This is a genomic window from Sphingomonas sp. (assembly GCF_013812825.1).
Taxonomy (GTDB): domain Bacteria; phylum Pseudomonadota; class Alphaproteobacteria; order Sphingomonadales; family Sphingomonadaceae; genus Sphingomicrobium.
The window spans coordinates 1-26,189 of sequence record NZ_JACCSU010000042.1; the positions used below are offsets into that span (position 1 = coordinate 1).

Below are 26,189 nucleotides of genomic sequence, written 5' to 3' on the forward strand. Positions count from 1 at the left end.
CGGTGCCGGAGCGGACGGGATCAAGGTCGGAATCGGCCCCGGCTCGATCTGCACGACGCGGATCGTCGCCGGAGTGGGCGTGCCGCAACTCACTGCAGTCATGGCGGCATCGGCCGCGGCACGGGAATCGGGCGTGCCGGTCATCGCCGACGGCGGCATCCGGACCAGCGGCGACATCGCCAAGGCGATTGCCGCGGGCGCTTCGGCGGTGATGATCGGCTCGCTTCTGGCCGGGACCGCGGAAGCGCCGGGCGAGACCTTCCTTTACCAGGGCCGCGCCTACAAGAGCTATCGCGGCATGGGCTCGGTCGGGGCGATGGCGCGCGGCTCGGCCGACCGCTATTTCCAGCAGGACATCCGCGACCATCTGAAACTGGTCCCCGAGGGGATCGAAGGCCAGGTGCCGTACAAGGGGCCGGCGCGCGACATCGTCCACCAGCTGGTCGGCGGGGTGAAGGCGGCGATGGGCTACACCGGCTCGACCAGCATCGCCGAGCTGCAGAAGCGCGCGAAGTTCATCCGAATCACCAACGCCGGCCTGTCGGAAAGCCACGTCCACGACGTCGCGATCACCCGCGAGGCGCCGAACTATCCGACGCGCTAGGGCCCCCATAAAAGTGGTACTTTAATGGGAACCCTTGAGCCATGACTCCCGCCGCTCGGCTCCAGGCGGCGATCGAAATCCTCGATGAGGTGATTGCCTCGGCCCGCGACGATGGCCCGCCCGCCGACGTCATCGTCACCCGCTACTTCAAGACGCGCCGCTATGCCGGCTCGGGGGACCGCCGCGCCGTTCGCGAGCTGGTGTTCCGGGCGATCCGAAGGTCGGCGGAACGGCCGGACAGTGGCCGCGCGGCGATCGTCGGGCTGGCGCGAGACGACCCGCAACTGCCGCCGCTGTTCGGCCAGGTGCGCGGGCCGGCGGCGATCGCCGAAGGGGAGGAGGGGAGCCCGGCGGCGGCGGTCCCGTCCTGGCTCGAGCCGGAGATCTCGCCGCTGATCGATCGCTCCGAATGGCCGGCGCTGCTCGAGCGCGCCCCGCTCGACCTGCGGGTCAACGTCGCGCGCGCCGATCGAGACGCTCTGATCGGCCAGTTTCCCGGTGCGCAGCCGACGCGCGTCAGCCCGTGGGGGCTGCGACTGCCGCCCGATAGCCGGGTCGACCAGCATCCGGCGTATGCCGACGGCCTGGTCGAGGTTCAGGATGAGGGCAGCCAGCTGGTCGCGCTCGCTTGCGAGCCGCGCGAGGGCGAGCGCATCCTCGATCTGTGCGCCGGCGGCGGCGGCAAGGCGCTGGCGCTCGCCGCCGCGGCCGCGGGCGCGCAAATCCTTGCCACCGACACCAACCGATCGAGGCTGTCGAAACTGCCGCCGCGCGCGGCGAAGGCGGGCGCGCGGATCGAATCGCGCCTGCTCGACATGCCGCGCGAGCTCGAGGGGCTCGCCGACTGGGCGGACAGCGCCGACCTCGTGCTGGTCGACGCGCCCTGCTCGGGCAGCGGCACTTGGAGGCGCAATCCCGAGGGCCGCTGGCGGCTCAGTCCCGAGCGGCTCGAGCGGATGGTCCAGCTGCAGTCGCGCCTGCTGGACATTGGCGCGGCGATGGTCCGGCCGGGCGGCCGTCTGGTCTATGCGGTCTGCTCGATTCTGACCCGGGAAGGCGAAGCGCAGGCTGCCGACTTTCTCAGCCGCCGTTCATCCTGGGTTGCGCAGGAAACAGCTATCCACGCCGGACGTTTGACGGGTGTTGGACGGCTGCTGGTCCCAGGTCAGGACGGCACCGATGGCTTTTTCGTCGCGCGACTGGCCCGACCATGTTAGGCGGGCGGCGAGCGACACGGAGAGAATGATGCGTCTGTTGCACCGCATTATGTTGGTCGGCCTTGCCGGCGCGTTGCTTGCTGCTCCGGTGTCCAGCCAGAAGCCGGACGATCAAATTCATCCCCGCTCCCTCGAGCTGATGCGCCAGGGCGAGACGTTGCTCGCCGAAGGCAAGTTCGTCGACGCCGACGATGCGCTCGAAGCCTCGCTCGTGGTCGATCCGCGCAACCGTGCTGCCTTCGTTGTCATGGCCCGCGTCGCCCAGAAGCAGAAATTGTTCGGTCAGGCGATCCGCTTCACCAACAAAGCCCTGGCGCTCGAACCGCGCGACCTCGATGCGCTGGCCGTCCAGGGCGAGGCGATGGTCGAGCTCGGCGCCGTGCCGCGGGCCCGCGACAATTTGGCCAAGCTCCAGAAGCTGTGCCCGAGCGGGTGCCGTCAGCTCGCGGTTTTGTCGGCGGCAATCAGCCGTGGGCCGACGGCGGTCGCTTCGGTCAAGCCGCCGGCCAGCCCCAAGACCAACTAGCTCAGCGCTCTCGCCAGCGAGACGAACTCCGCGACGCTGAGCGTCTCGGCTCGGCGTGTCGAGTCGATTGCGAGCTCATCCAGCGCTTCAAGTGCGCCCGGAAGCGACTTGAGGCTCGATCGAAGCATCTTGCGGCGCTGGCCGAAGGCGGCCTCGGTCAGCTGTTCCATCGTTCGCGCGTTCACTCCTGGCGGCATCCTGGACGGCATGATGTGCACCACCGCCGAGGTGACCTTGGGCGCCGGCACGAAAGCCGACCGGTTCACGCTGAGCGCGATCCTGGGTTGCGACCGCCACTGCGCAGCAAGCGACAGGCGCCCGTAATGCTCGGTGCCGGGTCGGGCGACGATGCGCTCGGCAACCTCCTTCTGGAACATCAGCGTCAAGGATCGCCACCACGGCGGCCAGTCACCGCCGAGCCAGCGCAGCAGCAGCGCGGTGCCGACATTGTAAGGCAGGTTGGCGACGACATGGGCGCCGTCCCCGGCCTCGGCACGCTCGTCGATCCGCATCGCGTCGCCGTCGATCACCTTGAGTCGCGCGGGATAGTTCTGCTCGAGCTCGGCCAGAGCCGGGCGGCAGCGGCGGTCGCGCTCGACCGCGACCACGTTCGCTCCGGCGTCGAGCAGCGCCTGGGTCAGGCCGCCCGGGCCTGGTCCGACCTCATAGACCGTCTGACCCTCCAGCGGCCCGGGCACCGCGGCGATCCGAGCCAGCAGCTGCCGGTCCAGGATGAAATTCTGCCCCAGCGATTTTCGAGCCTGGAGACCGTGCCGAGCGATTACTGCGCGCAGCGGCTGGCGCCCTTCCGTCATACGGCCGAGGTCATTCGACCGGAGTCCGGTGGATTCCGCACTGCGCGGCCATCCGGATCGCCGCCGCCATCGCGCGCGGGTCGGCGCGGTCATGGCCGGCGATATCGAACGCGGTGCCATGGTCCGGGGAGGTGCGGACGATCGGCAGGCCGAGGGTGACGTTGACGCCGTCCTCGAAATGCAGCGCCTTCAGCGGGATCAGCGCCTGGTCGTGGTACATGCACAAGGCGGCGTCGTAGCGCGCCCGGGCCTGGCTGTGGAACATGGTGTCGGCGGGGTGAGGACCGGTCACTCGCCAGCCTTCGGCGGCGAGCGCAGCGACCGCCGGCTCGATGATCTCGATCTCCTCGCGGCCGAGTGTCCCGCCCTCGCCCGCGTGCGGGTTCAGGGAAGCGACGGCCAGCCGCGGGTCCTCGATTCCGAAATTGCGCTGCAACCCGCGAAGCGCTGCGCGGCCACGCGATTCGATCAGCGCCGTCGACAGCGACTGCGCCGCCTGGGCGAGCGGGAGATGAGTCGTGACCGGCACGGTTCGAAGGGTTGGGCCGGCAAGCATCATCGCGACGTTGCCCGACGCCACTCCGCACCGCTCGGCGACGAACTCGGTCTGGCCGGGATGCGCAAAGCCGATCGCGTAGAGCTGCTCCTTGGATACCGGTCCGGTGACGACCGCGGCGGCCGAGCCCGAGCGGGCAAGCCCGACCGCGATCTCGAGCGAATCGAGCGAGCAGTGCGCTCCCGCCATGCTCGGATGGCCCGGGACGTCGGCCTCGGCAGCGGCGAGCTGGATCAGCGGCAAGCCGACGTCGAACGCGGCATCGGCTTCCTGAGGGTCGTCGATGACCGCCAGCGGACCGTCCCACACGGCCTCGACCGAGCGGGGGTCGCCGATGGCGACGAACGGCGGCAGCTCGAAGCGCGCCCGGTTGTCCCAGCATTTGGCGATCACTTCGGCGCCGATCCCGGCGGGGTCGCCAATCGAGACAGCAAGCGGTCCGGGCGGAAAGCTCGTCATTGCGAAACGGGCGGGCAGCGCGTCATCGCGCGGGCCTTATCTGAATTCGATCACCGCATCACGCCGTAGATCGCGCAGGTAGCGCCGCGCCCGCAGATTGACGCGCTCCTCATTCAACTGGCTGAACACCTCGTCATAGGTCGGAGCGGTCGCATCGACCTCGTCGCGGCCGCAGATCACGAGAATTCGGACGCCCTCGTCGATCGAGCCGAACGGCTGAGTCGCCTGGCCGACCTGCAACGGCAGCATGATTTGCTGGAGAGCGGGCGGCAGGTCGCGGATCTTGACCTGGTCGCTTTCGACCAATTCGCCCTTGAAATCGGCGGCGATCCGGTCGGCGCCGCCGCAGCCGCCGACGTTCTGGGCGGACTGGGCGAAGCGAGCGACCAGCGGCTCGGCCTGCTGGCGGCTCGTCCCCTTGGGGAACGTGATCGATACCTGCTTCAAGGTGAGCACCGCATCGCGGGGATCGGCGGTGAGGATTTTGCGCGTGTCCTGGACCGCGACGATCGAGAAGCCGCCCTGCACCGGAATGGGCTGGCTGACCTGGCCCGGCCGCATGCTTCGCAGCTGGGCGGCGATCGACTCGGGAAGCTGCTCGGGGCGAACCCAGCCGAGGTCGCCGCCGACCGCGGCCGTCGACGCTTCCGAATATTGGCGAGCGTAGCCGGCGAACGATGCGCCGTTGCGGAGCTGTTCGAGAATCCGGTTGGCGTTCGACAGCGCCTGGGCTTCATTGCCGGCGGTCGCCGACAGGAAAATCTCGCCGACCCGGAACTCCTGGGTTCCCTTGGCCGCGTTCATCTTGTCGAGAATGGCTTTCACCTCTTCCTCGCCGACGCTGATCGAGCTTTCGATCTTGGCACGCTGCAGCCGGGACCAGGCGATTTCCCCCTCGATTTGGCGACGCATGGTGTTGATCGAGGATCCGTTCGCTTCGAGCATCGCGGTCAGCTGCTCGACCGATTGTTTGGTGTTCGCCGCGACCCTGGCGAGGGTGCGGTCGATATCCGCCGGCTTGATGGTGATCTCCGCCGCCCGCGCTGCCTGGATCTGCAGGGTCTCGTCGATCAGGTTGCGGAGCACCTGCTGGCGAAGCCGATCCAATTCGTCGGCCGGAAGCTGGCCGCCGTTGGCGATCGCCAGCAGCGCCAGCCGCTGGTCGATGTCAGTCTGGGTAATGACTTCGCCGTTGACGATGGCGGTTGCCTTGACCACCGATGGCATGGCCGATCCGAACAGCTGGGGATTTTCGGGCAGCCTCAGCGTTGCGGTGCTGCTGGGCTCATTCGCGGCTGGGCTCGCGGCTTGCTGCGCCACGGCCGTTCCCGCGACCGCCAGTAGGACGGCGGCCGCTCCGAAACGAGCACGCGTCGACAAAAATCCAGAACCTGCTGTCACGATCGTCAAATCCCTTGCTAAACAACGATTAACGCCATTGCCGTTTATCCAGGCCCGCTGAACGCAGGCTTAGCGGCCAAGCCCTTTCAGCGCGATCCGAAGCGCGAAAGTGCTCCCCTTTCGGAAGTCCCCGATGCGCTCATAGTCGCGCCGCCAGGATAGGCCAAGTTCCAGGCATTCGTCCTCGTAGGCGATGCCGAGCCGCTGGCGCACCGGCTCGAAGCCGTCGGCCAGCGAAAGCGGGTCCTCGTCGCGGCCGGTGAGGTCGAGGACCGTTGCTCCGAACAGCGACCAGTAGCGGGCGAACTTCACCCGTCCGGCAAGGCGCAGCTCCTCCTTGTCGTGCAGGTCCTCGATTTCGGCGCTGATATCGCGGTTGAGGCGCAAATAGCCGATCTGGGCATAGGTTTCCTCGGTGCCGACAGTGAGGTCGACCTCGTTTCGGCGGACCGCCAGATTGCCCTTGTCGACTCGGAATCGGTGGGTGAGGTCGATCAGGCGGCCATATCGGACGCGGGTCCGGCCGACGAAGTCGGAGAATCGGTCGGACAGGCCGGTGCCCTCCGGGAAGATCGCTGGGCGGCGGCGGATTCGGTAGCTTTGGCCGACGGTCGTCGAGATCGACAGGTTGGGGCGGTCGAGAGCCCAATCCAGCCCATAAGTCACGCGCGAGGCGTCCTCCCAGCGGTCGTGGCCGGGGAAGCGGTTGAGAGCGAACAAATTGCTATCTTCCAGATCGACCGCGCGGGCATCCTCGTTGGGGATCGAGAGGTTGGGGGTCGGGGGCGTCAGGACCAGCTGGACCCTCGGCACCAGGCGCTGGAAGCCGCCGAACGCGGGCCCGACGAACGGCCATTGGGCCTCGGCGGCCAGCGCGCCGATGCCGCGCGTGTGCCAGCCCTCGGTGCCGCGGTAGATCGGAACTTCGGTCGTTTCGGACTCGACCGTGTGATAGACATCGCCGCGGGCGAACGCCGTGAACAGCAATTGCTGCCCCCATGGAGTCAACCGCCGCAGGTCCCAACGCCCGCTGACGAAAGCGCGCTGCGTGTCCTGGCCGTCAATCCGCAGAATCGACAGGCTGTTGGCCTGAAGCTCGATGCCGCCGCCGATCATCGGCGGATCGAGCCGCAAGCGCGCATCGATTGCCGGCAAGGCAATCGGGATCCGCCGCTGAACGTCGTCGACTCGCAGGCCCTGGAACGCCCAGCCGGCGATGCTGATGTAGGAGTCGGGCGTGATCCGCTCGGCGTTGACCAGGCTTCGAAGCCGGTCATCCCGGGTGATGTCGTAGCGCTGCGTTACGGTCTTGTCGGTCGCCACCCGAAACGAGCCGGTCAGGCTCCACAGGGGATTGAACTGCGCCCTTCCGTTGCCTTCGAAATAAGCGCGGAGGCCTCGCCGGGTGTTGGGGGTCGGGTCGTCGGGATCGGGATCGTCGATCCGGCTGTAGGTTCCAAACGCTCCGACCTGGAATGCCCCAAGGCGGTTGAGATGGCGGTAGCGGGCCTCGAGCGCCGGCCCGCTCTTGGTGTACAAATGCGGAGTCAAAGTGAGGTCGCGATTGGGCGCAAAGCGTCGGTAATAAGGGATCGCGAGCTCGAGCCCGTTGCGCGACGAGACGCTGACGTCCGGGACGAGCCATCCGGTAACCCCGCCGCCTTGCGCCGCGGTGCCGATGCTGAAGATCGGCAGCAGCGGCACGGTCACTCCGAACAGCCTCAGCCGACCGCCGTGGAAGCGGACCTGGCTGCGGGCCGGGTCGTGGATCACCTGGGCCGCGGTAATCGACCAGCTCGGATTGCGCGGGCAGCCGGCCTCGGTGGTCACCGGGCACGGTGAGTAGATGGCGTTGTCGAGCGCGGTGACGTCGCCCATCCGAGTGCCGCGGGCCGCCGCGATCCGACCGCCGCTTTCGAGCACCACCAGCAGATTATCGATGCTCCCGTCGCGCAAGCTGTCGGTCAGGACGACGCTGTCGCCGACCAGCTTGTCGCCCTCGGGATTGACGACGACGACATTGCCCTCGGCGCGGACCTCGCCGGAGCGGCGATTCCAGGTCACCCGGTCGGCGGCGAGATAATTGCCGTCGCGCGACATGCGCACTGCGCCGGCCGCGGTGACGAGCTCGTTCTCGCTGTCGTAGCTGACCTGGTCGGCGGTAAAGCTGACGACGTCGCCCGATTCCTCGCTCACGGTCGCGGGATCGGGCTCCGCGGGCTGGGCGATTGCGGCTGCCGGCACCCCGAGCACCATCGGCAGCGCCGACCACCAGACCAATCGTCTACGCAAACCTGTCCCCGCCGCTCACCTGGCCTTGCCTGACACCGCTATCGCATCTCGCGCGGCGCACGACAATCCGAATGGCTGGTGGCCGGCTGAGAGTGGCCCCGCTTTGCCTTTCCGCACACGCGCCTTAAAGCCCGTCCAAACCCATCTCCGTTCCGAGGACCGACCTTCATGCAGATTCGTTTCGTCGAGCGCCTTCCCGCCGGTGACTATGCGCTGGTCGTGCCGGTCGCCGGCAAGAACCGGGACCCGCTCAAGGGCTTGGGAGACGACCGCGCGGGAGTCGAGGCGGCGCTGACTCGCCAGCGCTTCGATGGGGAAGCATTGAGCGCGGCCGAGCATTTCCTGTCGACGAAAGGCGGCGTTCGGCGGCTTCTGGTCGTCGGCACCGGCAACGGCTCGGCGCCCGCCGATGCCGCTGAAAAGCTCGGCGGGACCGTGACCGCAAGGCTTCTGACGTCGGGTGAAAAGCACGCCGTCGTCGATCTGTCGGGCCTTGGCTATGACGTCGACGCCGCGGCGAAAGTCGCGCTCGGGGCGTCGCTTAGAGGCTGGCGTTACGACCGTTACCGAACGCGCCTCAAGGACAAGCAGAAGCCCACGCTTACCGAAATCACCATCGTCGGCGGGGGTGCCGAGGCGCAGCGGCGGTGGGAGCAGCGCTGGCAGCCGGTGCTCGAAGGGGTCAAGCTGACGCGCGAGCTGGTTACCGAACCGGCCAACATCATCTACCCCGAAAGCTTCGTCGAGCGCGTCCGCCACCTTGCCGATCTCGGCATCGAGCTCGAGGTGCTGGATGGAGCGGCGATGGAGAAGCTCGGAATGGGGGCTCTGCTCGGAGTTGCCCAAGGCTCGGTGCGCGACCCGCGGCTGCTGATCCTGCGCTGGAATGGGGGCAAGAAGGGCACCGCTCCCATCGCCTTCGTCGGCAAGGGAGTTACGTTCGACACCGGCGGCATCTCGATCAAGCCCGCCCAGGGCATGGAAGCGATGAAGTGGGACATGGGCGGCGCCGGAGCGGTCGTCGGGGCGCTCAAGGCGATCGCCCTGCGCAAGGCCAAGGTGAATGTCGTCGGAATCTGCGGATTGGTCGAAAACATGCCGTCCGGAAACGCCCAGCGGCCCGGCGACGTCGTCACCACCATGTCCGGCCAGACGGTCGAGGTCATCAACACCGACGCCGAAGGCCGCCTCGTGCTGGCCGACGCGATCGCCTACACCCAGCGCAACATCAAGCCGACAATTGTGGTCGACCTGGCGACCTTGACCGGCGCCATCGTGCTCGCCCTTGGCCACGAGTTCGGAGGCTTGTTCACGCCCGACGACGAGCTCGCGGACCAGCTGCTCGCCGCCGGGCATGCGTCGGGCGACCGGCTGTGGCGCATGCCGCTCGATGAGAAGTTCGATCGGCTGATCGATTCGCCGATCGCCGACGTCAAGAATGTCGGCCCGCGGGAGGGCGCCGCCATCACCGCCGCCGAGTTCATCCACCGGTTCGTCGACGACGGAGTGCGCTGGGCGCATCTCGACATTGCCGGCATGGCTTGGTCGGACAAGGCCGGAGCAACCTTCGACAAGGGCGCGACCGGTTATGGGGTGCGACTGATCGACCAGTTCCTCGCCGACACCGCCGAGGCCTAGCCACTCGTGCCGGCCTGAACATGCAGGTCGATTTCTACCAGCTGGGGCGAACTCCCCCCGAACAGGTGATCGCCAGCCTCGTCCACAAGCTGCTGGCGCAGGACGACCGGCTGCTGATCGTCGCCGAGGACCAGACCCTGCTCGCCCGGCTCGATCGCATGCTCTGGGACCAGGAGCCGGCGAGCTTCCTTCCGCACGCGCTGGCCGGCGGCGCCGACGACGCTCGCCAGCCGATCCTTCTGTCGACCAGTCCCGATGCGCCGAACCTGGCCCGCAACATGCTGATCGCGGACGGCCAGTGGCGCGAGGCGGCATTGAGCTATGATCGGGCTTTCTATCTGTTCGACCAGGACGCCCTGCAAGGCGCCCGGCTGGCGTGGAAATTGCTCGCCGGTCGGGAAGGGGTCGAGCGCCACTTCTGGGCCCAGGACGATCGCAGCCGCTGGGTCGAAAAAGGCTGACCCTTGCCGCGCCCGGTTCGGGCGGCTAGGCGCGGCCCGGCAATTCCACCAACCTCAATTTCAGGAGACCGCTCGGCCATGGCGACCGAACGCACCTTTTCGATCATCAAGCCCGATGCCACCCGGCGCAACATCACCGGCGCGATCACCAAGATGCTCGAGGACGCGGGCCTGCGAGTGGTCGCGTCGAGGCGCATCCGGATGACCCGCGAGCAGGCCGAAGGCTTCTACGCAGTCCACCGCGAGCGGCCGTTCTTCAACGACCTGTGCGCCTTCATGACCTCAGGGCCGGTGGTGGTGCAGGTGCTCGAGGGCGACGATGCGGTCGTCCGCAACCGCGAGGTGATGGGCGCCACCAACCCCGCCGACGCCGACGAGGGCACCATCCGCAAGACCTACGCCGAATCGATCGAGGCCAATTCGGTCCACGGCTCCGACAGCCCGGAGAACGCACAGGTCGAGATCGACTTCTTCTTCAAGCCCGACGAGATCGTCGGCTAGTCAGCGGCCGCCGGCTTCGAGCCGGCGACGAACAAGGTCGGCTGGCCGTGCGACAGCCGCTCCTGCGCTTCATTGCCGGACGAACTCCCGAAGCGCTTTGGGATATAGCCGATGCTCGGCCTCGAGCACGCGCTGTTCGAGCGCCGACGCGTCGTCGCCCGCCTCGATCGCCACTTCGATCTGGCCGAGCACCTTGCCGGCGTCGACCTTTTCGGTGACGATGTGGACCGAGCAGCCGGCGACCGTGTCGCGGGCGGCGATCGCCCGGGCATGCGTATCGAGACCCGGATATTTGGGCAGCAGCGAGGGGTGGATGTTGACGATCCGGCCGCCCCATTGCTCGACGAAGCGGCTCGACAGCAGGCGCATGTAGCCGGCCAGCGCGATGGTGCCGACGCGGTGGTCGCGCAGGGCCCGGTCGAGCGCCGCCTCGAACTCCTCGCGCGCCACTCCCTTGCTGTCCCAGGTCCAGGTCGGGATGCCGGCCCCGCGGGCGTAATCGAGGCCCGGCGCCTGCGGCTTGTTCGAGGCGACCAGGACCACCTGATAGCCGCTCGACTGCTCGATCAGCGCCCGCATGTTGCTGCCGCGGCCCGAGATCAGGATGGCGACCCGCCGCTGGTCGCCCGGCGCCCGCTCAGCCATAAAAAGTCGCGGTCCAGTCTTCGTCCGAGCCCCAGCTGCCGGCTGGGCCGCGGACCGTGCAGCCGCGCTTGCCGTTCGTAATTCGGCCGATGCGGTGAACCGTCTCGCCGGCCTGCTCCAGTTCCCGCGCCACCGGTCCGGCCTGAGCTTCGGCCACGATCGCGACCATTCCGACGCCGCAGTTGAAGGTCCGCGCCATCTCCGCGGCCGCGAGGTCGCCGCCTTCCTGGAGGAGCGCGAAGATCCGCGGCAGCGGCCATTCGCCGGCTTCTACTAGAGCGTGACAATCATCCGGTAGAACTCTTGGAATATTCTCGAGAAATCCGCCGCCGGTGACATGCGCGATCCCGTCGATACGACCGGATTGGATGACCGGCAGCACCGATCGAACATAGATTCGGGTCGGCTCGAGCAGCGTTTCGCCCAACGTCTTCCCGCTTGGCAGCGACTGGTGGAGGTCCCACTCCCGCTCGGCGATGATTCGGCGAACCAAAGAGAAGCCATTGCTGTGCACGCCCGAGCTCGCCAGGCCGAGGATCACATGCCCAGGCGCGATTCCGGCGCCGGTCAGCTGCGCCGACCGCTCGACCGCTCCGACGCAGAAGCCGGCAAGGTCGTAATCGCCGTTGGCGTACATGCCCGGCATCTCGGCCGTCTCGCCGCCGATCAGCGCGCAGCCCGCCTGTCGGCAGCCCTCCGCGATCGACGCGACGACCGCCGCCGCGACGTCGCCGTCCAGTTTGCCGGTCGCGAAATAGTCGAGGAAGAACAACGGCTCGGCACCCTGGACGATTAGGTCGTTGGCGCACATTGCGACAAGGTCGATGCCGACGCCGTCGTGCCGCCCAAGCTCGATGGCCAGCTTGAGCTTGGTTCCAACGCCGTCGTTGGCCGCGACCAGCAGCGGGTCCCGGTAGCCGGCGGCCTTCAGGTCGAACAGGCCGCCGAACCCGCCGAGTTCCGCGTCCGCGCCCGGCCGAGCGGTCGATTTCGCGAGCGGCCCGATCGCCTTCACCAGCGCGTTGCCGGCGGCGATCGATACCCCTGCGTCGGCATAGGTCAGAGGCTTTCGGGTCACGGCTGAGGCCCGTAGAGACAAGCCGCTTGGATTTCCACGCCGTTGTCGCCAAAAGCCGCAGCGATGCTCCGCCGGACGTTCCTTCCCGCACTGCTGCTGTTTCTCGTCGCCGTCACCCTGTCGGGCGCGCTTTACGCGCAGCTCGAGAGCGGCGAGCGTGGAATCCTGCCGATCGACAGCTCGGGAACGCTCGAGATCACCGGCATCCACGTCGACGTCGGGGGCAAGGACGCGGCGAGCGCCCGCTACTCCGGCTGGCGCCTCGCCCAGCGGCAGGGCTTCCGGGCGCTGTGGGCGAAAACCCACGGCCGGCCGATCAGCGAAGCGCCGTCGCTGCCGGATTCAACGCTTGACGGGCTGGTCAGCTCGATCACCATCGAACGCGAGCAGATCGGCCCCAACCGCTACATCGCCGATCTCGGTATATTGTTCGACCGCGCCCGCGCCGGTGAAATACTGGGCGTCGGAGGCCCGCGGCGGCAGTCCCCGCCAATGCTCCTGATCCCGATCTTGGTCAGCGGCGGCACCGCAACGTCCGTGGAGCTTCGCAATTCCTGGCAACGCGCCTGGGCCCAGTTCCGGACTTCGCAGAGCACGATCGATTATGTCCGGGTCAGCGGGATGAACGTCGACCCGTTGCTGGTCAATGCCGCGCAGACGAATCGCCCCGGACGCGGCTGGTGGCGCAATATCGTCGACCTTTACGGCGCCGCCGACATCCTGGTCGCGCAGGTCCAGCTTCACCGGCTCTATCCGGGCGGACCTGCGCGGGCCCGGTTCATCGCCCGTCACGGGCCCGATAATGAGATCGTCGGCGGGTTCACCCTGACCGCTCCCAACAGCGATGCGATCCCGGCGATGATGAACGAGGGCGTGCGCCGCATGGACGAGCTGTTCATGGCCGCTCTGGAGGCGGGAGCGCTTGAGCGCGACCCGTCGCTCGACATCCCGGAGCCGCCGCCGCTGCCCGAGTTGGAGGAGGAGGTGGTGGAAGCGCCGCGATCGCAGGCCCAGCAGCAGGCCTTTGCCTTCCAGGTGCAGATCACGGCGCCCAACGTGACCGTCTACAATTTCGCGATGGCGCATCTGCGCACGGTGCCGGGGATCGAGCAGGTCACCCCGCAGAGCATCAATCCGGGTGGGACCAGCTACATCCTGGTCAGCTTCCGCGGATCGGGTGCGCAACTGGCGGCGGCGCTGATCGCCCGCGGCTGGTCGGCAGATTATGGCGGTACGGTGGTCCGGATGCGGGGCGGCGCCGGGCCGCCGCCGCCGGTTCCACCGCCGCCACCGATCCAGCAGCCGCAGCCCCAGCCGCAGCCTCCCGGCCAGCCGGTCGCAAACACGCAATGAAGAGCGGTCCCGACCAGATCGCACTGCCGCTCGACTGGCCGCAATGCGCGGGTGACGCCCGGCTGATCCTGTCCGATGCCAACCGCGAGGCGTTCGACCATTTCCGCAAGTGGAGCATGTGGCCGGTCAAGGCGAGCATCCTCACCGGCCCCCGCCGCTCCGGCCGCACCCTGCTCGCCCGAAGCTTCGTCGAGCGGGTCGGAGGCCGGCTGTTCGATGGCGCCGAACGCGGCAACGAGGAAGATCTGTTCCATGCCTGGAACGACGCCCAGGACAGCGGCCGCCCGTTGGTGATGATCACCGATGTCGTTCCGCCGCAGTGGCAGCCGCGGCTTGCCGACCTGCGCACCCGGCTCGCGGTGACTCCGGTCGCCACCATCGGCCTGCCCGACGATTTCCTGTTTGCCCGGCTGATCGAGCTGTTGTTTGCCGACCGAGGTCTGCACGTGCCCGGCGAAGCGTTGCGCTTCATGGTCGAGCGCCTGGAGCGCGATTATTGGGCGGCCGAGCGGGCGGTGGAGGCGGTCGACCGCTTCGCGATCGCCGAGCGGGCGCGGCTGACCCTGCCGACGATCCGGCGAGCGCTGGGCGAAGCCAATCTGATTTCGAGCGAATGATCAGCCGCAGTTGGCGGCGATCACCCGGTTGCCGGCATCGACCCGCACCGTCAGCCGATCTTCGCGATATTCCATGGTGATCATCGAACCCGGCGGCACCCAGCGGACCGTCTTGGCGCCCGACGCCCGCCGCATCTCGGCGCCCAGCTCGGCCGTCGCCGCGCGGCCGACGAACCGCTCCAGGCCCTGACTTCGGCAGGTGAAACCCGGTGTTGCGCCCCGGACTGGAATCTCCGGCTGGGGAGCAGCGGCGGCACAGGCCGGCAGGGCCATCGTCAAAAGAGGAATCGCTTTACGCATCGACCGGTTCTTTCACCATCCGGCTTAACTTGAGCTTGCCGTTCTCGATCGCGAAGCCGATTCGGCCCTCGACCAGGTTGACGGCGTCGCGCCCGAATTCCTCGAACCGCCAGCCCGACAGGATATTGAGGCCGTTGCGGACCCCGGCCGCGAGCGCCTCCAGCTCGTCGGCTCGGGCGATCAGCCGCGGCGCCACCCCCGCCTCCTTGGCGCGAATCTTGAGCAGCAGCTTCAGAAGGTCGCTGACCAGGGCGCCCTCCTTGGTCAGCCCCGGCCGGCGCGGCTCGCGGTCGGGCAGCTCGTGCGGCTCGAGCGGCTTGGCCGAAGCGAGCGCGGCCATCAGCCTGGCGCCGATGTCGTTCGACTGCCAGCCCGACGACAGTCCGCGGACCTGGCCCAGCTCTTCCTGCTTCTTGGGCGGATGGACCGCGAGCTCGCCCAGAGTGTCGTCCTTGACGATCCGGCCGCGCGGCAAGTTCTTCGAGCGCGCTTCGGTCTCGCGCCACCCGGCCAGCGCCTTCAGCCGGCCGAGCACCGCCGGGTTGCGGCTCGGCAGCTTGAGGCGTTTCCACGCATCCTGCGCGTCGAAGGCGAAGCTCGACGGGTCGGCCAGCCGCTCCATCTCCTCGTCGAGCCAGGCGCCGCGCCCGTTCTTGCGCAGCCGGTCGACCATCCGCGGGAAAATCGTCGCCAGATGAGTGACGTCCGCGATCGCATAGTCGATCTGCCGCTTGTCGAGCGGCCGGCGGCTCCAGTCGGTGAAGCGAGCCCCCTTGTCGAGGCTGTGGCCGAGCAGCGATTCGATCAGGTTCGAGTAGCCGACCTGCTCGCCATGGCCGAGCGCCATCGCCGCGATCTGGGTGTCGAACAGCGGGCTGGGCACCTTGCCGGTCAGATTGTGGACGATTTCCAGGTCCTGGCCGCCGGCATGGAAGACTTTCAGCACGTCCTTGTTTTCGACCAGCAGCTCGAGGATCGGCGACAGGTCGATGTCCGCCTGGGGGTCGATCGCCGCTGCTTCCTCGCTGCTGGCGACCTGCAGCAGGCACAGGATCGGCCAGTAGGTGTTCTCGCGCATGAACTCGGTGTCGACGGCGATGAACGGTTGCCGCGAGAGCCGGTCGACCAGGCTGGAGAGTTCGTCGGTCTTGGTAATGAGCGGGTGAATTCGCATGAGTCTCACCGGCAATAGCGCCCGCCCGCGGGTTGACAAAGCGCCGAGTGAAGGGCGAAGCGCGGCGCGTCTTTTTTCCTCACTTCCGACAGTCAAGCGGGCCCCGGCCGACCATGCACGCCTATCGCACCCATAGCTGCGCCGAGCTTCGCTCCACCGACGTCGGTTCGACCGTCCGGCTGTCCGGCTGGATTCACCGCAAGCGCGACCATGGCGGCGTCCTGTTCGTCGATTTGCGTGATCATTATGGGCTCACCCAGGTGGTCGCGGCGGCGGGCAGCGAGGCGCTCCGGCTGCTCGACGCGCTGCGGGTGGAGTCGGTGATCACGGTCACCGGCGAAGTGGTCTCGCGGGGCGCTGAAGCGGTCAACCCGAAGCTCGCGACCGGCGAGATCGAGGTGGTCGCGCGCCAAGTGTCCGTGCAGTCGGCCGCCGCCGACCTGCCGATGCCGGTTGCCGGCGAGGCCGACTATCCCGAGGACATCCGCCTCAAGTACCGCTACCTCGACCTTCGCCGCGAGCGCATCCACGACAACATCATGCTGCGCTCGGCGGTGATCGCGTCGGTCCGGCGGCGGATGATCGACCAGGGATTCACCGAGTTCCAGACGCCGATCCTCACCGCTTCGTCGCCCGAGGGCGCGCGCGATTATCTGGTTCCGAGCCGGATCCACCCGGGTAAGTTCTACGCGCTCCCGCAGGCGCCGCAGATGTTCAAGCAGTTGATCATGGTCGCGGGCTTCGACCGCTATTTCCAGATCGCGCCCTGCTTTCGCGACGAGGACGCGCGCGCCGACCGCTCACCGGGCGAATTCTACCAGCTCGATTTCGAAATGAGCTTCGTCACTCAGGACGACGTGTTCGCCGCGCTGGAGCCGGTGCTCGCCGGGCTGTTCGAGGAATTCGCCGACGGCAAGTCGGTGACGCCGGCCGGGCAGTTCCCGCGCATCCCGTACCGCGAGGCGATGCTCAAATACGGCACCGACAAGCCCGATCTCAGGAACCCGCTGCTGGTCCATGAGGTCGGCGAGCGCTTCCGCGGGTCGGGCTTCGGACTGTTCGCCAAGATCGTCGATGGCGGCGGGGTGGTGCGCGCGATCGCCGCTCCCGGCACCGCCGGCCTGAGCCGAAAATTCTTCGACGACATGAACGAATGGGCGCGAGGCGAAGGCTTCGCCGGGCTCGGCTACGCGACGCGCAAGGGGGGCGAGTGGGGCGGGCCGATCGCCAAAAACCACGGCACCGAGGGCATGGACGCGCTCGCCGAGGCGATGGGTCTCGGCCCCGACGACGGGATTTTCTTCGCCGCCGGCAAGGAAGCGGAAGCGGCGCGGCTCGCCGGGCTCGCTCGGACCCGCGTCGCCGAGCATCTCGACCTCATCGAAAAAGACTCGTTCCGTTTCTGCTGGATCGTCGATTTCCCGATGTTCGAGTTCAACGACGACCAGAAGAAGGTCGACTTTTCGCACAACCCCTTCTCGATGCCGCAGGGCGAGCTCGAGGCGCTCGAAACCAGGGACCCGCTCGACATCCTTGCCTGGCAGTATGACATCGTCTGCAACGGGGTGGAGCTGAGCTCGGGCGCGATCCGCAATCACCGCCCGGACATCATGTACAAGGCGTTTGAAGTCGCCGGCTACACTCGCGAGGAGGTCGACCGCGAGTTCTCGGGCATGATCAACGCCCTCAAGTACGGCGCGCCGCCGCACGGCGGTTCGGCGCCGGGCATCGACCGGATCGTCATGCTGCTCGCCGGCGAGCCCAACATCCGCGAGGTGGTGCTGTTCCCGATGAACCAGAAGGCCGAGGATTTGATGATGAACGCCCCCGCGCCGGTGTCGGACAAGCAGCTCAAGGAGCTGTCGATCAAGGTCGTCGGAAGCTAGCCGCCCGGATAGTCGATCGAGAGGACTTCGTAGCTCTTCTCGCCGTTCGGGAGCCGCACCATGCGTTCGTCGCCGACCCTGGCGCCGACCAGCGCCCGGGCCAGGGGAGCGCTCCAACCGATCCGGCCCTCGCTCGCGTCGGCCTCGTCGTCGCCGACGATGGTGAGGATTCGCCGCTGGTCGTCCGCGTCCGCCAGCTCGACGGTCGCACCGAAGCGCACCTCGCCGGTCGCCGACTGGCTCGAAGGGTCGACGACCTTGGCCGCTTTCATGACCCGCGCCAGATGCGCCAGCCGGCGGTCGATCTCGCGCAGCCGCTTCTTGCCATAGAGATAATCGGCGTTTTCGGACCGGTCCCCGAGCGATGCGGCCCACGAGACGATCTCGACGATCTTCGGGCGTTCGACGCCGAACAGCTCGTCATATTCGGCGCGAAGGCGCGCGAACCCTTGCGGAGTGATGAAACGCGGCGAGTCGGCCATCGCGGCCGGATATCAGCCTGGGCGGCTCTTTCCCAAGTAACGCGAGACGTGCATCGCCGAGCGAGGAGCGGGCTGCGGGTTCATCGAATCGTAGACGACGCTGTTTTCGATCACCCGCTGGACATAGCCGCGGGTTTCCATGAACGGGATCGCCTCGATCCATCGGATCACGTCCGTGTTGCGCGGGTCGCCATTGGCCCGAACCCACTTGCGGACATTGCCGGAGCCGGCGTTGTAGCTCGCCACCGCCAGCGGAACGTTGCCGTTCCAATTGTTGAGCAGCCGGGCGAAATAGGCGGAGCCGAGCATCACGTTGTAAGCGGGATCGCTGGTCAGCCGGCTGCTGTTGTATGCGACCCCCATCTTGCCGGCCTGCTCGCGCGCCGTCGGAAGCATGAGCTGCATCATGCCGCGCGCGCCGGCGTGGCTGATCGCGGCGCGGTCGAACGAGCTTTCCTGCCGAGCGATGCCGTGGGTCAGCGGCCACAAATGCCCCCGCGGCGCCGACGCGAGCGTCGGATAGGCCTGGCGGGCGTAAAACGACGCGCCCTTGTTGCGCGCCGAGCGCGAAACCCAGACCGACACGTCCTGGCGGCCGATTTGCTGGCCGAATTCGAGCGCCAGCGACCGCTCGGCGTCGTTCTGAAGCGATTCGGCGAGCGCCCGAATGAACAATGTCTGCTCGTCACGCCGGCCTAGCTGGCCGAGCAGCCGCGTCGCGCGGACCAGCCGGTTGCCGCTGAACACCACTCGCTGGGCATCGTTCACGACCGGGTTGATGGCCCGCGGAGCAGTCACCGAGCGCCCGACGCGCTCGAGCGCGAGCTGCCCGTAGAACAACTCGGGATAGCGGGCGGCGCTCTGGAAATAGAGGCCCGCGTCGCTCGCGCGCCCGGCCGCAAGAGCCGCGCGCCCGGCCCAATAGAGCCCCTTGGAGGCGACCTGCAGCGAGCGTCCGCCCTGCGAATAGCGGTGGAAATGCGTGACGGCTTCCGCCGGACGCCCGAGGCCGTCGAGCGCGGCAGTTCCGGCGAGCCACGTCAGCGAGGTGTAATCGTCGCGAATCCCGAGCGGTTTCAGGCTGATGTCGGTGCCGGCTGGGAACACGTCGTCGACCTGCCGGGCGATATCGTAGGCGATGCGCCACTGCCGATCGGAAGCGGCGCCGCGCGCCAGCAGCAGCATCATCTCATAGAAGCGGCCCGGATCGGTCGGACGATGAACCAGATTGCGCGGCCGAGCGAAAAGCTGTCGGGCCGCATGCTCGAGGCCGGTGTCGCGAAGGTAGCGCGCCCGGTCCATCATCAGCCCGGCATCGCTGGTCACGTTGGCCATCAGCGGCTGATACCGCCGTTCCGCGTCCGGCATCCGCGACTGCATGGCGATCCGAGCGCCGAACGAGGCGGCGCGATGCGGGCTGACGAAGCCGAGAAGACGGTGCGCGTCGCTGACCTTCTTGTCGAACAGCAGCGCATCGACCCGGCGGTCATGGTCCGAGCGGGTGAAGTGCGCCCCGTAACGGGCATGGAGGACTGGTTCGTAGGTGGTGCTGAGGTCACCGGAAGCCCAGGCCTCGCGGGCGGCGGCAAGAGCTTCGGCCTGCCGACCATTTGCGAGCAGTGCGTCGGCAAGCGCCGCATGGCCGTTGCCGGTCGTCGGCTGAGCGCTTGCAAAGAAGGCCAGCACCGTCGCCGGATTTTCGCCGGGCCGGATCGCCCGCTCGGCGTTTCGGCGCAGCGTGGATTCACCCGGCCAGGCGGAATTGGCGACCAGGAAGCGCGCATAGTCGCCAAAGCTGTAGCCGCTGCTTTGCCGCAGCCGGCGCCAATCGGCGATCGCCCAGTTGATGTCGTTGTTGACCGCGGGTGCCGGCTGGAAGGTCGGGCGATAGCTTTGCTGCCACGGCGCTTGAGCCGAGCTCGATGCGGCGGTCGCCAGCAACGGAAGGAGAAAAGCGGCTCGTCTCATGCTGGACATCATGCAGTCGCCGTCCTTATCAGTCGCTGAACAAGAGCAGGTTCCGCCTGCAAAGTGAATCCTCCGGGAGGACTTAAGTTCATGTTTTTCGGGTCAATCCCGGCGCTCGTGACGCCATTTGTCGGCGGCCGTGTCGCGGAGGACACATTAACCGAGCTGGTTAAATGGCAAATTAATCAAGGGAGCACCGCTCTGGTGCCGTGCGGGACCACCGGCGAAGTCGCGACCCTGACCGCCGACGAGCATCGCCGGGTGATCGAGCTGGCGGTCGAGCAGGCGCGGGGGCGGGTGCCGGTCATCGCCGGCTGCGGAAGCTATTCGACCGCCGCCTCGATCGAGCGGATGGCGGCAGCCAAGCAGGTCGGCGCCGACGCCGCGCTGATCGTCGTGCCTTATTACAACAAGCCGAGCCAGGCCGGCATCGCCGCCCATTTCCGGGCGCTGGCCGAGGCCTCGGACCTGCCGATCATCGTCTACAACGTGCCGTCGCGAACGGTTGCCGACATTTCTGTCGAAACGCTGGCCGAGGTCGCCCGGCTGCCGACGGTGGTCGGCGTCAAGGACGCGACCGGCAACCTTGGCCGAGTCACCGCCCAGCGCCTCGCCTGCGGGGCCGACTTCTGCCAGCTGTCCGGCAACGACGACATGGCGCTGGGCTTCAATGCGATGGGCGGGGTGGGCTGCATCTCGGTCACCGCCAATGTCGCGCCCAAGCTGTGCGCCCAGTTTCAGGAGGCGACGCGCGAGGGCCGCTGGGATGACGCGCTCGAGCTCCAGGACCGGCTTTACCCGCTTCACGCCGCCTTGTTCACCGACGCGTCGCCCGGCCCGGCGAAATATGCGCTGGGGAAAGTCCGCTCCGGCTTTCCCACCGAGCTTCGATTGCCCCTCACCGAGCCGTCGGAAGCGTCGCGCCAGGCGGTCGATGCGGCGCTCGCTCACGCCGGACTCGCCTAGGCCCCGTTCGTCCTGAGCTTGTCGAAGGACTGTCTTTCTTCCTAGGGCTAAAGGAGAGGGCAGGGCTTCGACAAGCTCAGCCCGACGGGCCAGGAAAGTTTCGCACCGCCAATCATGCCCAAACCGCTGCCGCCACCGTTCGACAAGAAGAAGGTCGTCGCCGAGAACCGGCGCGCACGGTACGATTATTTCGTCGAGGAGCGGCTCGAGGCGGGAATCGAGCTCACCGGCACCGAGGTGAAGTCGCTGCGCAGCGGCGAGGGCTCGATTGCCGAAAGCTACGCCGCGGTCGAGGGCGAGGAGCTGTGGCTGATCAACAGCCATGTCCCCGAGTATAGCCACGGCAACCGGCTCAACCACCATCCGCGGCGGCCCCGGAAACTGTTGCTCAAGAGCCGGGAGATCGCCAAGCTGCAGGGCGCGGTGACGCGCCAGGGGCTGACGATCGTTCCGTTGTCGATCTATTTCAACGGCAGCGGCCGGGCGAAGGTCGAACTGGCGGTCGCTCGCGGAAAGAAGATGCACGACAAGCGCGACACCGAGAAAGAGCGCGACTGGAAGCGCGAGCAGGGCCGGCTGCTGCGGAAGCATGGCTAACGCCCTGATCCCGATCGAAGATCTTCAGCGCGTTTGCAGCTTGTCCGGTGCCGCTCGTCGGATCGCACTGGCGCGAGTAGGGCAATGGCGGCAGCATCGCTCCATGTTGCAACAGAGGAGCGCGGAGTCGCGCTCGTGTTCGAGAGGAATGAAATGCTTCGAGTAATGATGATCCTGGCCGCAGGGACGGCTTTGGCCGGGTGCGCGGCGGGAACGGTGCCGCCGGCGGTCGTGGCAACCGACGTCGAGCTTGCAACGGCGGTCGAGGCGGCTCCGGAAGCGCCGAAGCCCGAGATCGACACGTTCGGTTTCGACACGGCCGGCATGGACCGGAGCGTTCGCCCCGGCGACGATTGGGTGCAGTTCGCCAACGGCACCTTCCTGCGCACGCTGGAGATTCCCTCGGACAAGCCGGCCTACGGCATGTTCAACAGGCTCGACGATCTGTCGCGCGAGCGCACCCGCGAGATCATCGAAGCTGCGGCCGCGTCGAAGGCGACCGCAGGAACCAACGCCCAGAAGGTCGGCGACTATTACAGCAGCTTCATGGACGAGGCTGCGATCGAGTCGCTGGGAGCGGCGCCCCTGGTCGAGGATCTCGCGCCGTTCAAAGCGGCTCGGACCAAGGCCGACTTCGCCCGCGTTGTGGGAGAGTCGCTGGACGGCTTCGACCCCGGCCTGTTCCCGTTCTTCATCGGCCAGGATGTCAAGGCGCCGGACCGCTACGTGCCGATCTTCTTCCAGGCCGGGCTCGGCATGCCGGACCGCGACTATTATCTGTCGAAGGATCCCAAGCTGGTCGACGCGCGCAACAAATATGTGACCCACGTCGCCAAGATGCTGCGGCTTTCGGGCGTCCCCGAAGCTCAGGCTGCCGCGAAGGCCAGGGCGATCTTCAACCTCGAGCGCAAGTTCGCCCAGGTCCATTGGACCCGGGTCGAGAGCCGCGACGACGACAAGACCTACAACAAATGGTCGCGCTCGGATTTCGCACGCAAGGCTCCGGGCTTCGACTGGAACGCCTATCTTTCCGCCGCCGGCCTCGGCGGGCAGCAGGACTTCATCGTTTCCCAGCCGAGCGCCTTTGCCGGCATGGCCAAAGCCGTGGCGTCGACCCCGCTCCAAACGCTGACCGACTGGGCGATCTACCACACCGCCCGTGATGCCGCGGGCGTGCTCCCGAAGGCGTTCACCGAGGAGCGGTTCGATTTCACCGGCCGGGTCCTCTCCGGCACTCCGGAACTGGAGCCGCGCTGGAAACGCGGAGTGAATGCCGTCAACGCCTCGATCGGCGAGGCGGTGGGGGAACTCTATGTCTCCAAATATTTCCCGCCCGAAACCAAGGCCGAGGCCGACCGCCTGGTCCGCAATCTCATCGCATCGATGGATACGCGGCTTGCGAACCTGCCGTGGATGACCGCGCAGACGAAGGTCAAGGCGCGCGAAAAGCTGGCGAGCTTCCGGGCGAAGATCGGCTACCCCGACAAGTGGATCGACTATTCGCCGCTGACCATCCAGCGTGGGGACGCGTACGGCAATGCGGAGCGGGCGACCGCCTTCGAATACCGCCGCGAGCTCAATAAGCTCGGTAAGCCGGTCGACCGCGACGAGTGGTTCATGACCCCGATGACCGTCAACGCCTACGCCAATCCGCCGATGAACGAGATCGTCTTCCCGGCGGCGATCCTGCAGCCGCCGTTCTTCGACCCGAACGCCGACGACGCGGTGAACTATGGCGGGATCGGCGCGGTGATCGGGCACGAGATCAGCCACCATTTCGACGACCAGGGCCGCAAGTACGATCCGCGGGGGCGGCTGACCGACTGGTGGACGCCCGCCGACGTCAAGGCGTTCGAAGCCTATGCGACCAAGCTCGCCGAACAGTACAGCCTGTACGAGCCGCTGACCGGGACCTTCATCAACGGGCGTCTGGCCCTGGGCGAAAACATTGCCGACCTCGCCGGCCTGCTCGTCTCCCACGATGCTTACCGACTGTCGCTCGGCGGGAAACAGGCGCCGGTGATCGACGGTTTCACCGGCGATCAGCGCTTCTTCCTCGGGCACGCGCAGATCTGGCGGATCAAGTACCGCGAGGCGGCGCTCAAGCGGCAACTGGTCACCGGGCCCCACTCGCCGGGCCACTTCCGGCCTTACGTCGTTCGCAACCTCGACGAATGGTACCCGGCGTTCGACGTCCAGCCGGGCCAGAAGCTCTATCTGGCGCCGACCGACCGAGTGCGGATCTGGTAGATGCTTCACCAGGAGCTGCCTGCCATCGATGCGAGTTCGCTCGACGGAGTCTCTCGCTGGCTGGTGCCGGCGCTGGTCGGCGCGGCGGCACTGACTGGAGCTTTGCTCGCCTGGCTGCTCGGCTATCCGCTGGTCGCGGCCGGGATCGCCGTCGCCGGGCTGGCCGGCGCGATCGCGGTGAGACTGGCGGACAGGCGCTCCGAGCCCGCCATCCCGCAATCCGCCACTCTTAGCCTGGCTCCCGACTATTCGGTCATCGGCTCGACCCTCGGCCTCAGCCGCGAGCCGGCCGCGCTGACCGACTGCGACGGCGGCCTGCTGGTCGCCAACAGCGCCTATCGGGACCGGTTCGGCGGCGCCGGTTCGCCGCTTAAGCTCGGGACCGACGCCGATTCATCGCAGTCGCTGCAACTGGTGTGGACCATGGCGGTTCGCGACGGCGGCGGCTGTGTGACCGGAGTATCGACCGCTTCGGGCGCAACCGCGGTCGAGGTCGAGCGGGTCGGCTCGAGCGGCGAGCTCCTGCTGTGGCGCTTCCCGAAGGCGTCCGCGCCCAATCCCATGACCGTCGCCGCCAAGCAGGTCGCCGGCCCGATCGGCGAGCGGCTCGCCGCCGCCGGTATGCTCGCTGCCCTGGTCGATGCCGACGGCCGGCTGGTCGCCGCCAACCGCTCGTTCGCCAGTCGCGCGGTGACCAACGACGAGGATGCCGACAAGCTGCCCTTCGCCGATCTCGTCGAGTTCACCGAAGACGGAAAGGCCCGGCTGGTGGCGGAGGGCGAATCCGCGCGGCCGCTGCAGGTCGTCCACATCCCGGTCGACCCGCGCCAGGAAGGCGGCGCCGGCACGTTCCTCTTGGTCGAACGGCACGAAGGCGGAGCGCTCGATTCCGCCGACCTCCAGGCGTTGCTGGAAATCCTTCCCATCGGCCTTGCACTGGTCGATCGCGACGGGCGCTTCCTGACCATGAATCGCGCTTTCCGGGTGGCCGCGGGGATCAAGGGCACGACGATGCCCAGCTATCCCGGCGATCTGGTGGTCAAGGAAGACAAGGCGCCGGTCGCCAACGCGGTCCGCCGCAACGCGCGTGGCCCAGCGATGTCGGGCGATGTCGCCGTGCGCCTCGCCAAGCACAATTCCGAACCGGTCGCGCTGACCGTCGCCGGGGTTCGCGGGCTCGGCGACGCCGCGGTGCTGCTGCTGCTCAAGGACAATAGCGAGGAGGCCAAGCTCAAGCGCCAGATCGCCCAGGCGACCAAGATGCAGGTCGTCGGCCAGCTCGCCGGCGGAGTCGCGCACGACTTCAACAACATCCTGACGGCGATCATCGGCCACTGCGACCTGATGCTGATGCGCCATACGCCCGGCGACAGCGACTATGACGACATCCAGCAGATCAAGTCGAACTCCAACCGCGCCGCCGGCCTGACCCGGCAGCTGCTCGCCTTCTCGCGCCAGCAGACCCTTCGGCCGCAGGTGCTGCAGCTGCCCGACGTCGTCTCCGAGGTCTCGCACCTGCTCAAGCGTTTGCTCGGCGAGACGGTGAAGCTGGTCGTCAAGCACGGCCGCGACCTCGGTCCGGTTCGGGCCGACCCCGGCCAGCTCGAGCAGGTGATCGTCAACCTCGCCGTCAACGCCCGCGACGCGATGGTCTCGCAAGGTGGCGGCACGCTCACCATCCAGACCTACGCGGTCCGCGCCGACCAGGTTGCCGAGCTCGGCTCGGAGATTTTGCCAGTCGCCGACTACAGCGCCCTGTCGGTGACCGACACCGGCTGCGGCATTCCCGCCGGAGTGCTCGGCAAGGTGTTCGAGCCGTTCTTCACCACCAAGGAAGTCGGCAAGGGCACTGGGCTCGGCCTCAGCACCGTCTATGGAATCGTCAAGCAGTCGGGCGGTTTCATCTTCGCCGATTCGAAGGTCGGCGAGGGCACCCGCTTCGTCATCTATCTGCCGGTCCATCGCGAGGACGCGACCGCCGGCAAGGCCCGCCGGGTTGCCAAGCCCAAGGAGCACGACCTGTGGGGGACCGGCACGATCCTGCTGGTCGAGGACGAACCGATGGTCCGCGGTGTCGCCGAGCGGGCGCTGACCCGCCACGGTTACACGGTGATCACGGCCGAGAACGGCGAGGAAGCGTTGGAGGTGCTCGCCACCGGCGAGGAGATCGCGCTCCTGATCAGCGACGTGGTGATGCCGGCGATGGACGGTCCGACCATGGTCCGCGAAGCGCGCAAGACCCGGCCGGACCTCAAGATTTTGTTCATGTCTGGCTATGCCGAGGAGCAATTGCGCAACTCGATCGACATCGACAATGTCGCCTTCCTGCCCAAACCCTTTTCGGTTCAGGAGCTTGCCGAGGCCACCCGGCGCGCATTGTCGGTCAAATAATCGTTGCTCTTG

Annotated in this window: 24 protein-coding genes; 14 read left to right on the forward strand and 10 right to left on the reverse strand. The window is 67.5% G+C overall.

All coding sequences use genetic code 11. From position 1 onward, the window contains the following. The 3 genes from H0T81_RS05290 to H0T81_RS05300 all read left to right on the forward strand — a co-directional run. A partial coding sequence (locus H0T81_RS05290) for an IMP dehydrogenase (protein ID WP_294010586.1) occupies nt 1-604 on the forward strand: 604 nt, incomplete at its 5' end. A gap of 41 nt (nt 605-645) precedes the next feature. Beyond that, nucleotides 646-1,821, forward strand: coding sequence for an RsmB/NOP family class I SAM-dependent RNA methyltransferase (locus H0T81_RS05295; RefSeq protein WP_294010589.1), 1,176 nt, complete (start codon nt 646-648; stop codon nt 1,819-1,821). 25 nt (nt 1,822-1,846) lie between these two features. Next, on the forward strand, nt 1,847-2,347 hold the full coding sequence (locus H0T81_RS05300; protein ID WP_294010593.1) for a tetratricopeptide repeat protein: 501 nt from the start codon (nt 1,847-1,849) through the stop codon (nt 2,345-2,347). Here the strand turns inward: H0T81_RS05300 and rsmA are convergent. From rsmA to H0T81_RS05315, 3 genes are read right to left on the reverse strand one after another with little or no spacing between them, the layout of a single operon-like run. Next, entirely contained in the window at nt 2,344-3,162 is an 819-nt protein-coding gene (rsmA, locus tag H0T81_RS05305; RefSeq protein WP_294010596.1) for a 16S rRNA (adenine(1518)-N(6)/adenine(1519)-N(6))-dimethyltransferase RsmA, read from the reverse strand. The genes H0T81_RS05300 and rsmA overlap by 4 nt on opposite strands. Nucleotides 3,163-3,172: 10 nt before the next feature. After that, nucleotides 3,173-4,177: a 4-hydroxythreonine-4-phosphate dehydrogenase PdxA gene (gene pdxA, locus H0T81_RS05310; RefSeq protein WP_294010598.1), complete on the reverse strand. Its 1,005-nt coding sequence runs from the start codon at nt 4,175-4,177 to the stop codon at nt 3,173-3,175. Nucleotides 4,178-4,213: 36 nt separating this feature from the next. Continuing rightward, nucleotides 4,214-5,404: a peptidylprolyl isomerase gene (locus H0T81_RS05315; RefSeq protein ID WP_294010601.1), complete on the reverse strand. Its 1,191-nt coding sequence runs from the start codon at nt 5,402-5,404 to the stop codon at nt 4,214-4,216. Between H0T81_RS05315 and H0T81_RS05320 the strand changes: the two genes are divergently transcribed. Beyond that, on the forward strand, nt 5,388-5,639 hold the full coding sequence (locus H0T81_RS05320) for a hypothetical protein (RefSeq protein ID WP_294010603.1): 252 nt from the start codon (nt 5,388-5,390) through the stop codon (nt 5,637-5,639). The genes H0T81_RS05315 and H0T81_RS05320 overlap by 17 nt on opposite strands. Before the next feature lie 8 nt (nt 5,640-5,647). Here the strand turns inward: H0T81_RS05320 and lptD are convergent, their stop codons facing one another. Next, nucleotides 5,648-7,858 (reverse strand): LPS assembly protein LptD, encoded by a 2,211-nt coding sequence (lptD, locus tag H0T81_RS05325; RefSeq protein WP_294010605.1) that lies wholly within the window; start codon nt 7,856-7,858, stop codon nt 5,648-5,650. A gap of 180 nt (nt 7,859-8,038) precedes the next feature. On the opposite strand from lptD, the gene H0T81_RS05330 reads away from it, so the two are divergent. The 3 genes from H0T81_RS05330 (at nt 8,039) to ndk (ending at nt 10,470) form a co-directional block, all read left to right on the forward strand. Further along, nucleotides 8,039-9,508 carry a leucyl aminopeptidase gene (locus tag H0T81_RS05330; protein WP_294010608.1) on the forward strand — a complete coding sequence of 490 codons (1,470 nt, stop codon included), beginning with the start codon at nt 8,039-8,041 and terminating at the stop codon, nt 9,506-9,508. A 20-nt stretch (nt 9,509-9,528) separates the two neighbouring features. Next, on the forward strand, nt 9,529-9,969 hold the full coding sequence (locus H0T81_RS05335; protein ID WP_294010611.1) for a DNA polymerase III subunit chi: 441 nt from the start codon (nt 9,529-9,531) through the stop codon (nt 9,967-9,969). Nucleotides 9,970-10,047: 78 nt separating this feature from the next. After that, the gene (gene ndk / locus H0T81_RS05340) at nt 10,048-10,470 is read left to right on the forward strand and encodes a nucleoside-diphosphate kinase (RefSeq protein WP_294010613.1); all 423 of its coding nucleotides are present in this window, start codon (nt 10,048-10,050) and stop codon (nt 10,468-10,470) included. 69 nt (nt 10,471-10,539) lie between these two features. Here the strand turns inward: ndk and purN are convergent, their stop codons facing one another. Both purN and purM read right to left on the reverse strand, forming a co-directional pair. Next, nucleotides 10,540-11,115, reverse strand: coding sequence for a phosphoribosylglycinamide formyltransferase (gene purN, locus H0T81_RS05345; protein ID WP_294010616.1), 576 nt, complete (start codon nt 11,113-11,115; stop codon nt 10,540-10,542). After that, entirely contained in the window at nt 11,108-12,193 is a 1,086-nt protein-coding gene (gene purM, locus H0T81_RS05350) for a phosphoribosylformylglycinamidine cyclo-ligase (RefSeq protein ID WP_294010619.1), read from the reverse strand. Before purM ends, purN begins: the two co-directional genes overlap by 8 nt. A gap of 63 nt (nt 12,194-12,256) precedes the next feature. Between purM and H0T81_RS05355 the strand changes: the two genes are divergently transcribed. Both H0T81_RS05355 and H0T81_RS05360 read left to right on the forward strand, forming a co-directional pair. Beyond that, nucleotides 12,257-13,546, forward strand: a complete 1,290-nt coding sequence (locus tag H0T81_RS05355) for a heavy-metal-associated domain-containing protein (RefSeq protein ID WP_294010622.1) — start codon at nt 12,257-12,259, stop codon at nt 13,544-13,546. Then, entirely contained in the window at nt 13,543-14,163 is a 621-nt protein-coding gene (locus H0T81_RS05360) for a chromosomal replication initiator DnaA (RefSeq protein WP_294010625.1), read from the forward strand. The genes H0T81_RS05355 and H0T81_RS05360 overlap by 4 nt, the downstream gene beginning before the upstream one ends. Here H0T81_RS05360 and H0T81_RS05365 read toward each other — a convergent pair whose 3' ends face one another. Further along, nucleotides 14,164-14,463: an I78 family peptidase inhibitor gene (locus H0T81_RS05365; protein ID WP_294010627.1), complete on the reverse strand. Its 300-nt coding sequence runs from the start codon at nt 14,461-14,463 to the stop codon at nt 14,164-14,166. It abuts the gene before it with no gap. Continuing rightward, complete coding sequence (rnd, locus tag H0T81_RS05370; RefSeq protein WP_294010733.1) at nt 14,456-15,637, reverse strand: ribonuclease D; 1,182 nt, start codon at nt 15,635-15,637, stop codon at nt 14,456-14,458. Before rnd ends, H0T81_RS05365 begins: the two co-directional genes overlap by 8 nt. Before the next feature lie 113 nt (nt 15,638-15,750). Here rnd and aspS point away from each other — a divergent pair, with 113 nt between their 5' ends. Then, nucleotides 15,751-17,523 (forward strand): aspartate--tRNA ligase, encoded by a 1,773-nt coding sequence (gene aspS, locus H0T81_RS05375; protein WP_294010630.1) that lies wholly within the window; start codon nt 15,751-15,753, stop codon nt 17,521-17,523. Here aspS and greB read toward each other — a convergent pair. Both greB and H0T81_RS05385 read right to left on the reverse strand, forming a co-directional pair. After that, nucleotides 17,520-18,005, reverse strand: coding sequence for a transcription elongation factor GreB (gene greB, locus H0T81_RS05380; protein ID WP_294010632.1), 486 nt, complete (start codon nt 18,003-18,005; stop codon nt 17,520-17,522). The genes aspS and greB overlap by 4 nt on opposite strands. A 12-nt stretch (nt 18,006-18,017) precedes the next feature. Next, a complete protein-coding gene (locus H0T81_RS05385; RefSeq protein ID WP_294010633.1) occupies nt 18,018-19,973 on the reverse strand; it encodes a lytic transglycosylase domain-containing protein in 1,956 nt (651 codons plus the stop codon). A 90-nt stretch (nt 19,974-20,063) separates the two neighbouring features. Between H0T81_RS05385 and dapA the strand changes: the two genes are divergently transcribed. From dapA to H0T81_RS05405, 4 genes are all read left to right on the forward strand, one after another. After that, on the forward strand, nt 20,064-20,939 hold the full coding sequence (gene dapA, locus H0T81_RS05390; RefSeq protein WP_294010636.1) for a 4-hydroxy-tetrahydrodipicolinate synthase: 876 nt from the start codon (nt 20,064-20,066) through the stop codon (nt 20,937-20,939). Between the two features lie 114 nt (nt 20,940-21,053). Next, nucleotides 21,054-21,536 carry an SsrA-binding protein SmpB gene (smpB, locus tag H0T81_RS05395; RefSeq protein ID WP_294010639.1) on the forward strand — a complete coding sequence of 161 codons (483 nt, stop codon included), beginning with the start codon at nt 21,054-21,056 and terminating at the stop codon, nt 21,534-21,536. A gap of 84 nt (nt 21,537-21,620) precedes the next feature. Next, nucleotides 21,621-23,786 (forward strand): M13 family metallopeptidase, encoded by a 2,166-nt coding sequence (locus H0T81_RS05400; protein ID WP_294010642.1) that lies wholly within the window; start codon nt 21,621-21,623, stop codon nt 23,784-23,786. Then, on the forward strand, nt 23,787-26,177 hold the full coding sequence (locus H0T81_RS05405) for a response regulator (RefSeq protein WP_294010645.1): 2,391 nt from the start codon (nt 23,787-23,789) through the stop codon (nt 26,175-26,177). Nucleotides 26,178-26,189: the final 12 nt, after the last annotated feature.

Coding starts and splice junctions, on each gene's coding strand:
- H0T81_RS05330 (WP_294010608.1), top strand. CDS start 8,039: ATGCAGATTCGTTTCGTCGAGCGCCTTCCCGCCGGTGACTATGCGCTG.
- dapA (WP_294010636.1), top strand. CDS start 20,064: ATGTTTTTCGGGTCAATCCCGGCGCTCGTGACGCCATTTGTCGGCGGC.
- pdxA (WP_294010598.1), bottom strand. CDS start 4,177: ATGACGAGCTTTCCGCCCGGACCGCTTGCTGTCTCGATTGGCGACCCC.
- rnd (WP_294010733.1), bottom strand. CDS start 15,637: ATGCGAATTCACCCGCTCATTACCAAGACCGACGAACTCTCCAGCCTG.
- H0T81_RS05385 (WP_294010633.1), bottom strand. CDS start 19,973: ATGAGACGAGCCGCTTTTCTCCTTCCGTTGCTGGCGACCGCCGCATCG.
- H0T81_RS05360 (WP_294010625.1), top strand. CDS start 13,543: ATGAAGAGCGGTCCCGACCAGATCGCACTGCCGCTCGACTGGCCGCAA.
- H0T81_RS05300 (WP_294010593.1), top strand. CDS start 1,847: ATGATGCGTCTGTTGCACCGCATTATGTTGGTCGGCCTTGCCGGCGCG.
- aspS (WP_294010630.1), top strand. CDS start 15,751: ATGCACGCCTATCGCACCCATAGCTGCGCCGAGCTTCGCTCCACCGAC.
- H0T81_RS05315 (WP_294010601.1), bottom strand. CDS start 5,404: ATGCCATCGGTGGTCAAGGCAACCGCCATCGTCAACGGCGAAGTCATT.
- H0T81_RS05355 (WP_294010622.1), top strand. CDS start 12,257: ATGCTCCGCCGGACGTTCCTTCCCGCACTGCTGCTGTTTCTCGTCGCC.
- rsmA (WP_294010596.1), bottom strand. CDS start 3,162: ATGACGGAAGGGCGCCAGCCGCTGCGCGCAGTAATCGCTCGGCACGGT.
- H0T81_RS05405 (WP_294010645.1), top strand. CDS start 23,787: ATGCTTCACCAGGAGCTGCCTGCCATCGATGCGAGTTCGCTCGACGGA.
- purN (WP_294010616.1), bottom strand. CDS start 11,115: ATGGCTGAGCGGGCGCCGGGCGACCAGCGGCGGGTCGCCATCCTGATC.
- greB (WP_294010632.1), bottom strand. CDS start 18,005: ATGGCCGACTCGCCGCGTTTCATCACTCCGCAAGGGTTCGCGCGCCTT.
- H0T81_RS05295 (WP_294010589.1), top strand. CDS start 646: ATGACTCCCGCCGCTCGGCTCCAGGCGGCGATCGAAATCCTCGATGAG.
- smpB (WP_294010639.1), top strand. CDS start 21,054: ATGCCCAAACCGCTGCCGCCACCGTTCGACAAGAAGAAGGTCGTCGCC.
- ndk (WP_294010613.1), top strand. CDS start 10,048: ATGGCGACCGAACGCACCTTTTCGATCATCAAGCCCGATGCCACCCGG.
- H0T81_RS05400 (WP_294010642.1), top strand. CDS start 21,621: ATGGCGGCAGCATCGCTCCATGTTGCAACAGAGGAGCGCGGAGTCGCG.
- H0T81_RS05335 (WP_294010611.1), top strand. CDS start 9,529: ATGCAGGTCGATTTCTACCAGCTGGGGCGAACTCCCCCCGAACAGGTG.
- H0T81_RS05365 (WP_294010627.1), bottom strand. CDS start 14,463: ATGCGTAAAGCGATTCCTCTTTTGACGATGGCCCTGCCGGCCTGTGCC.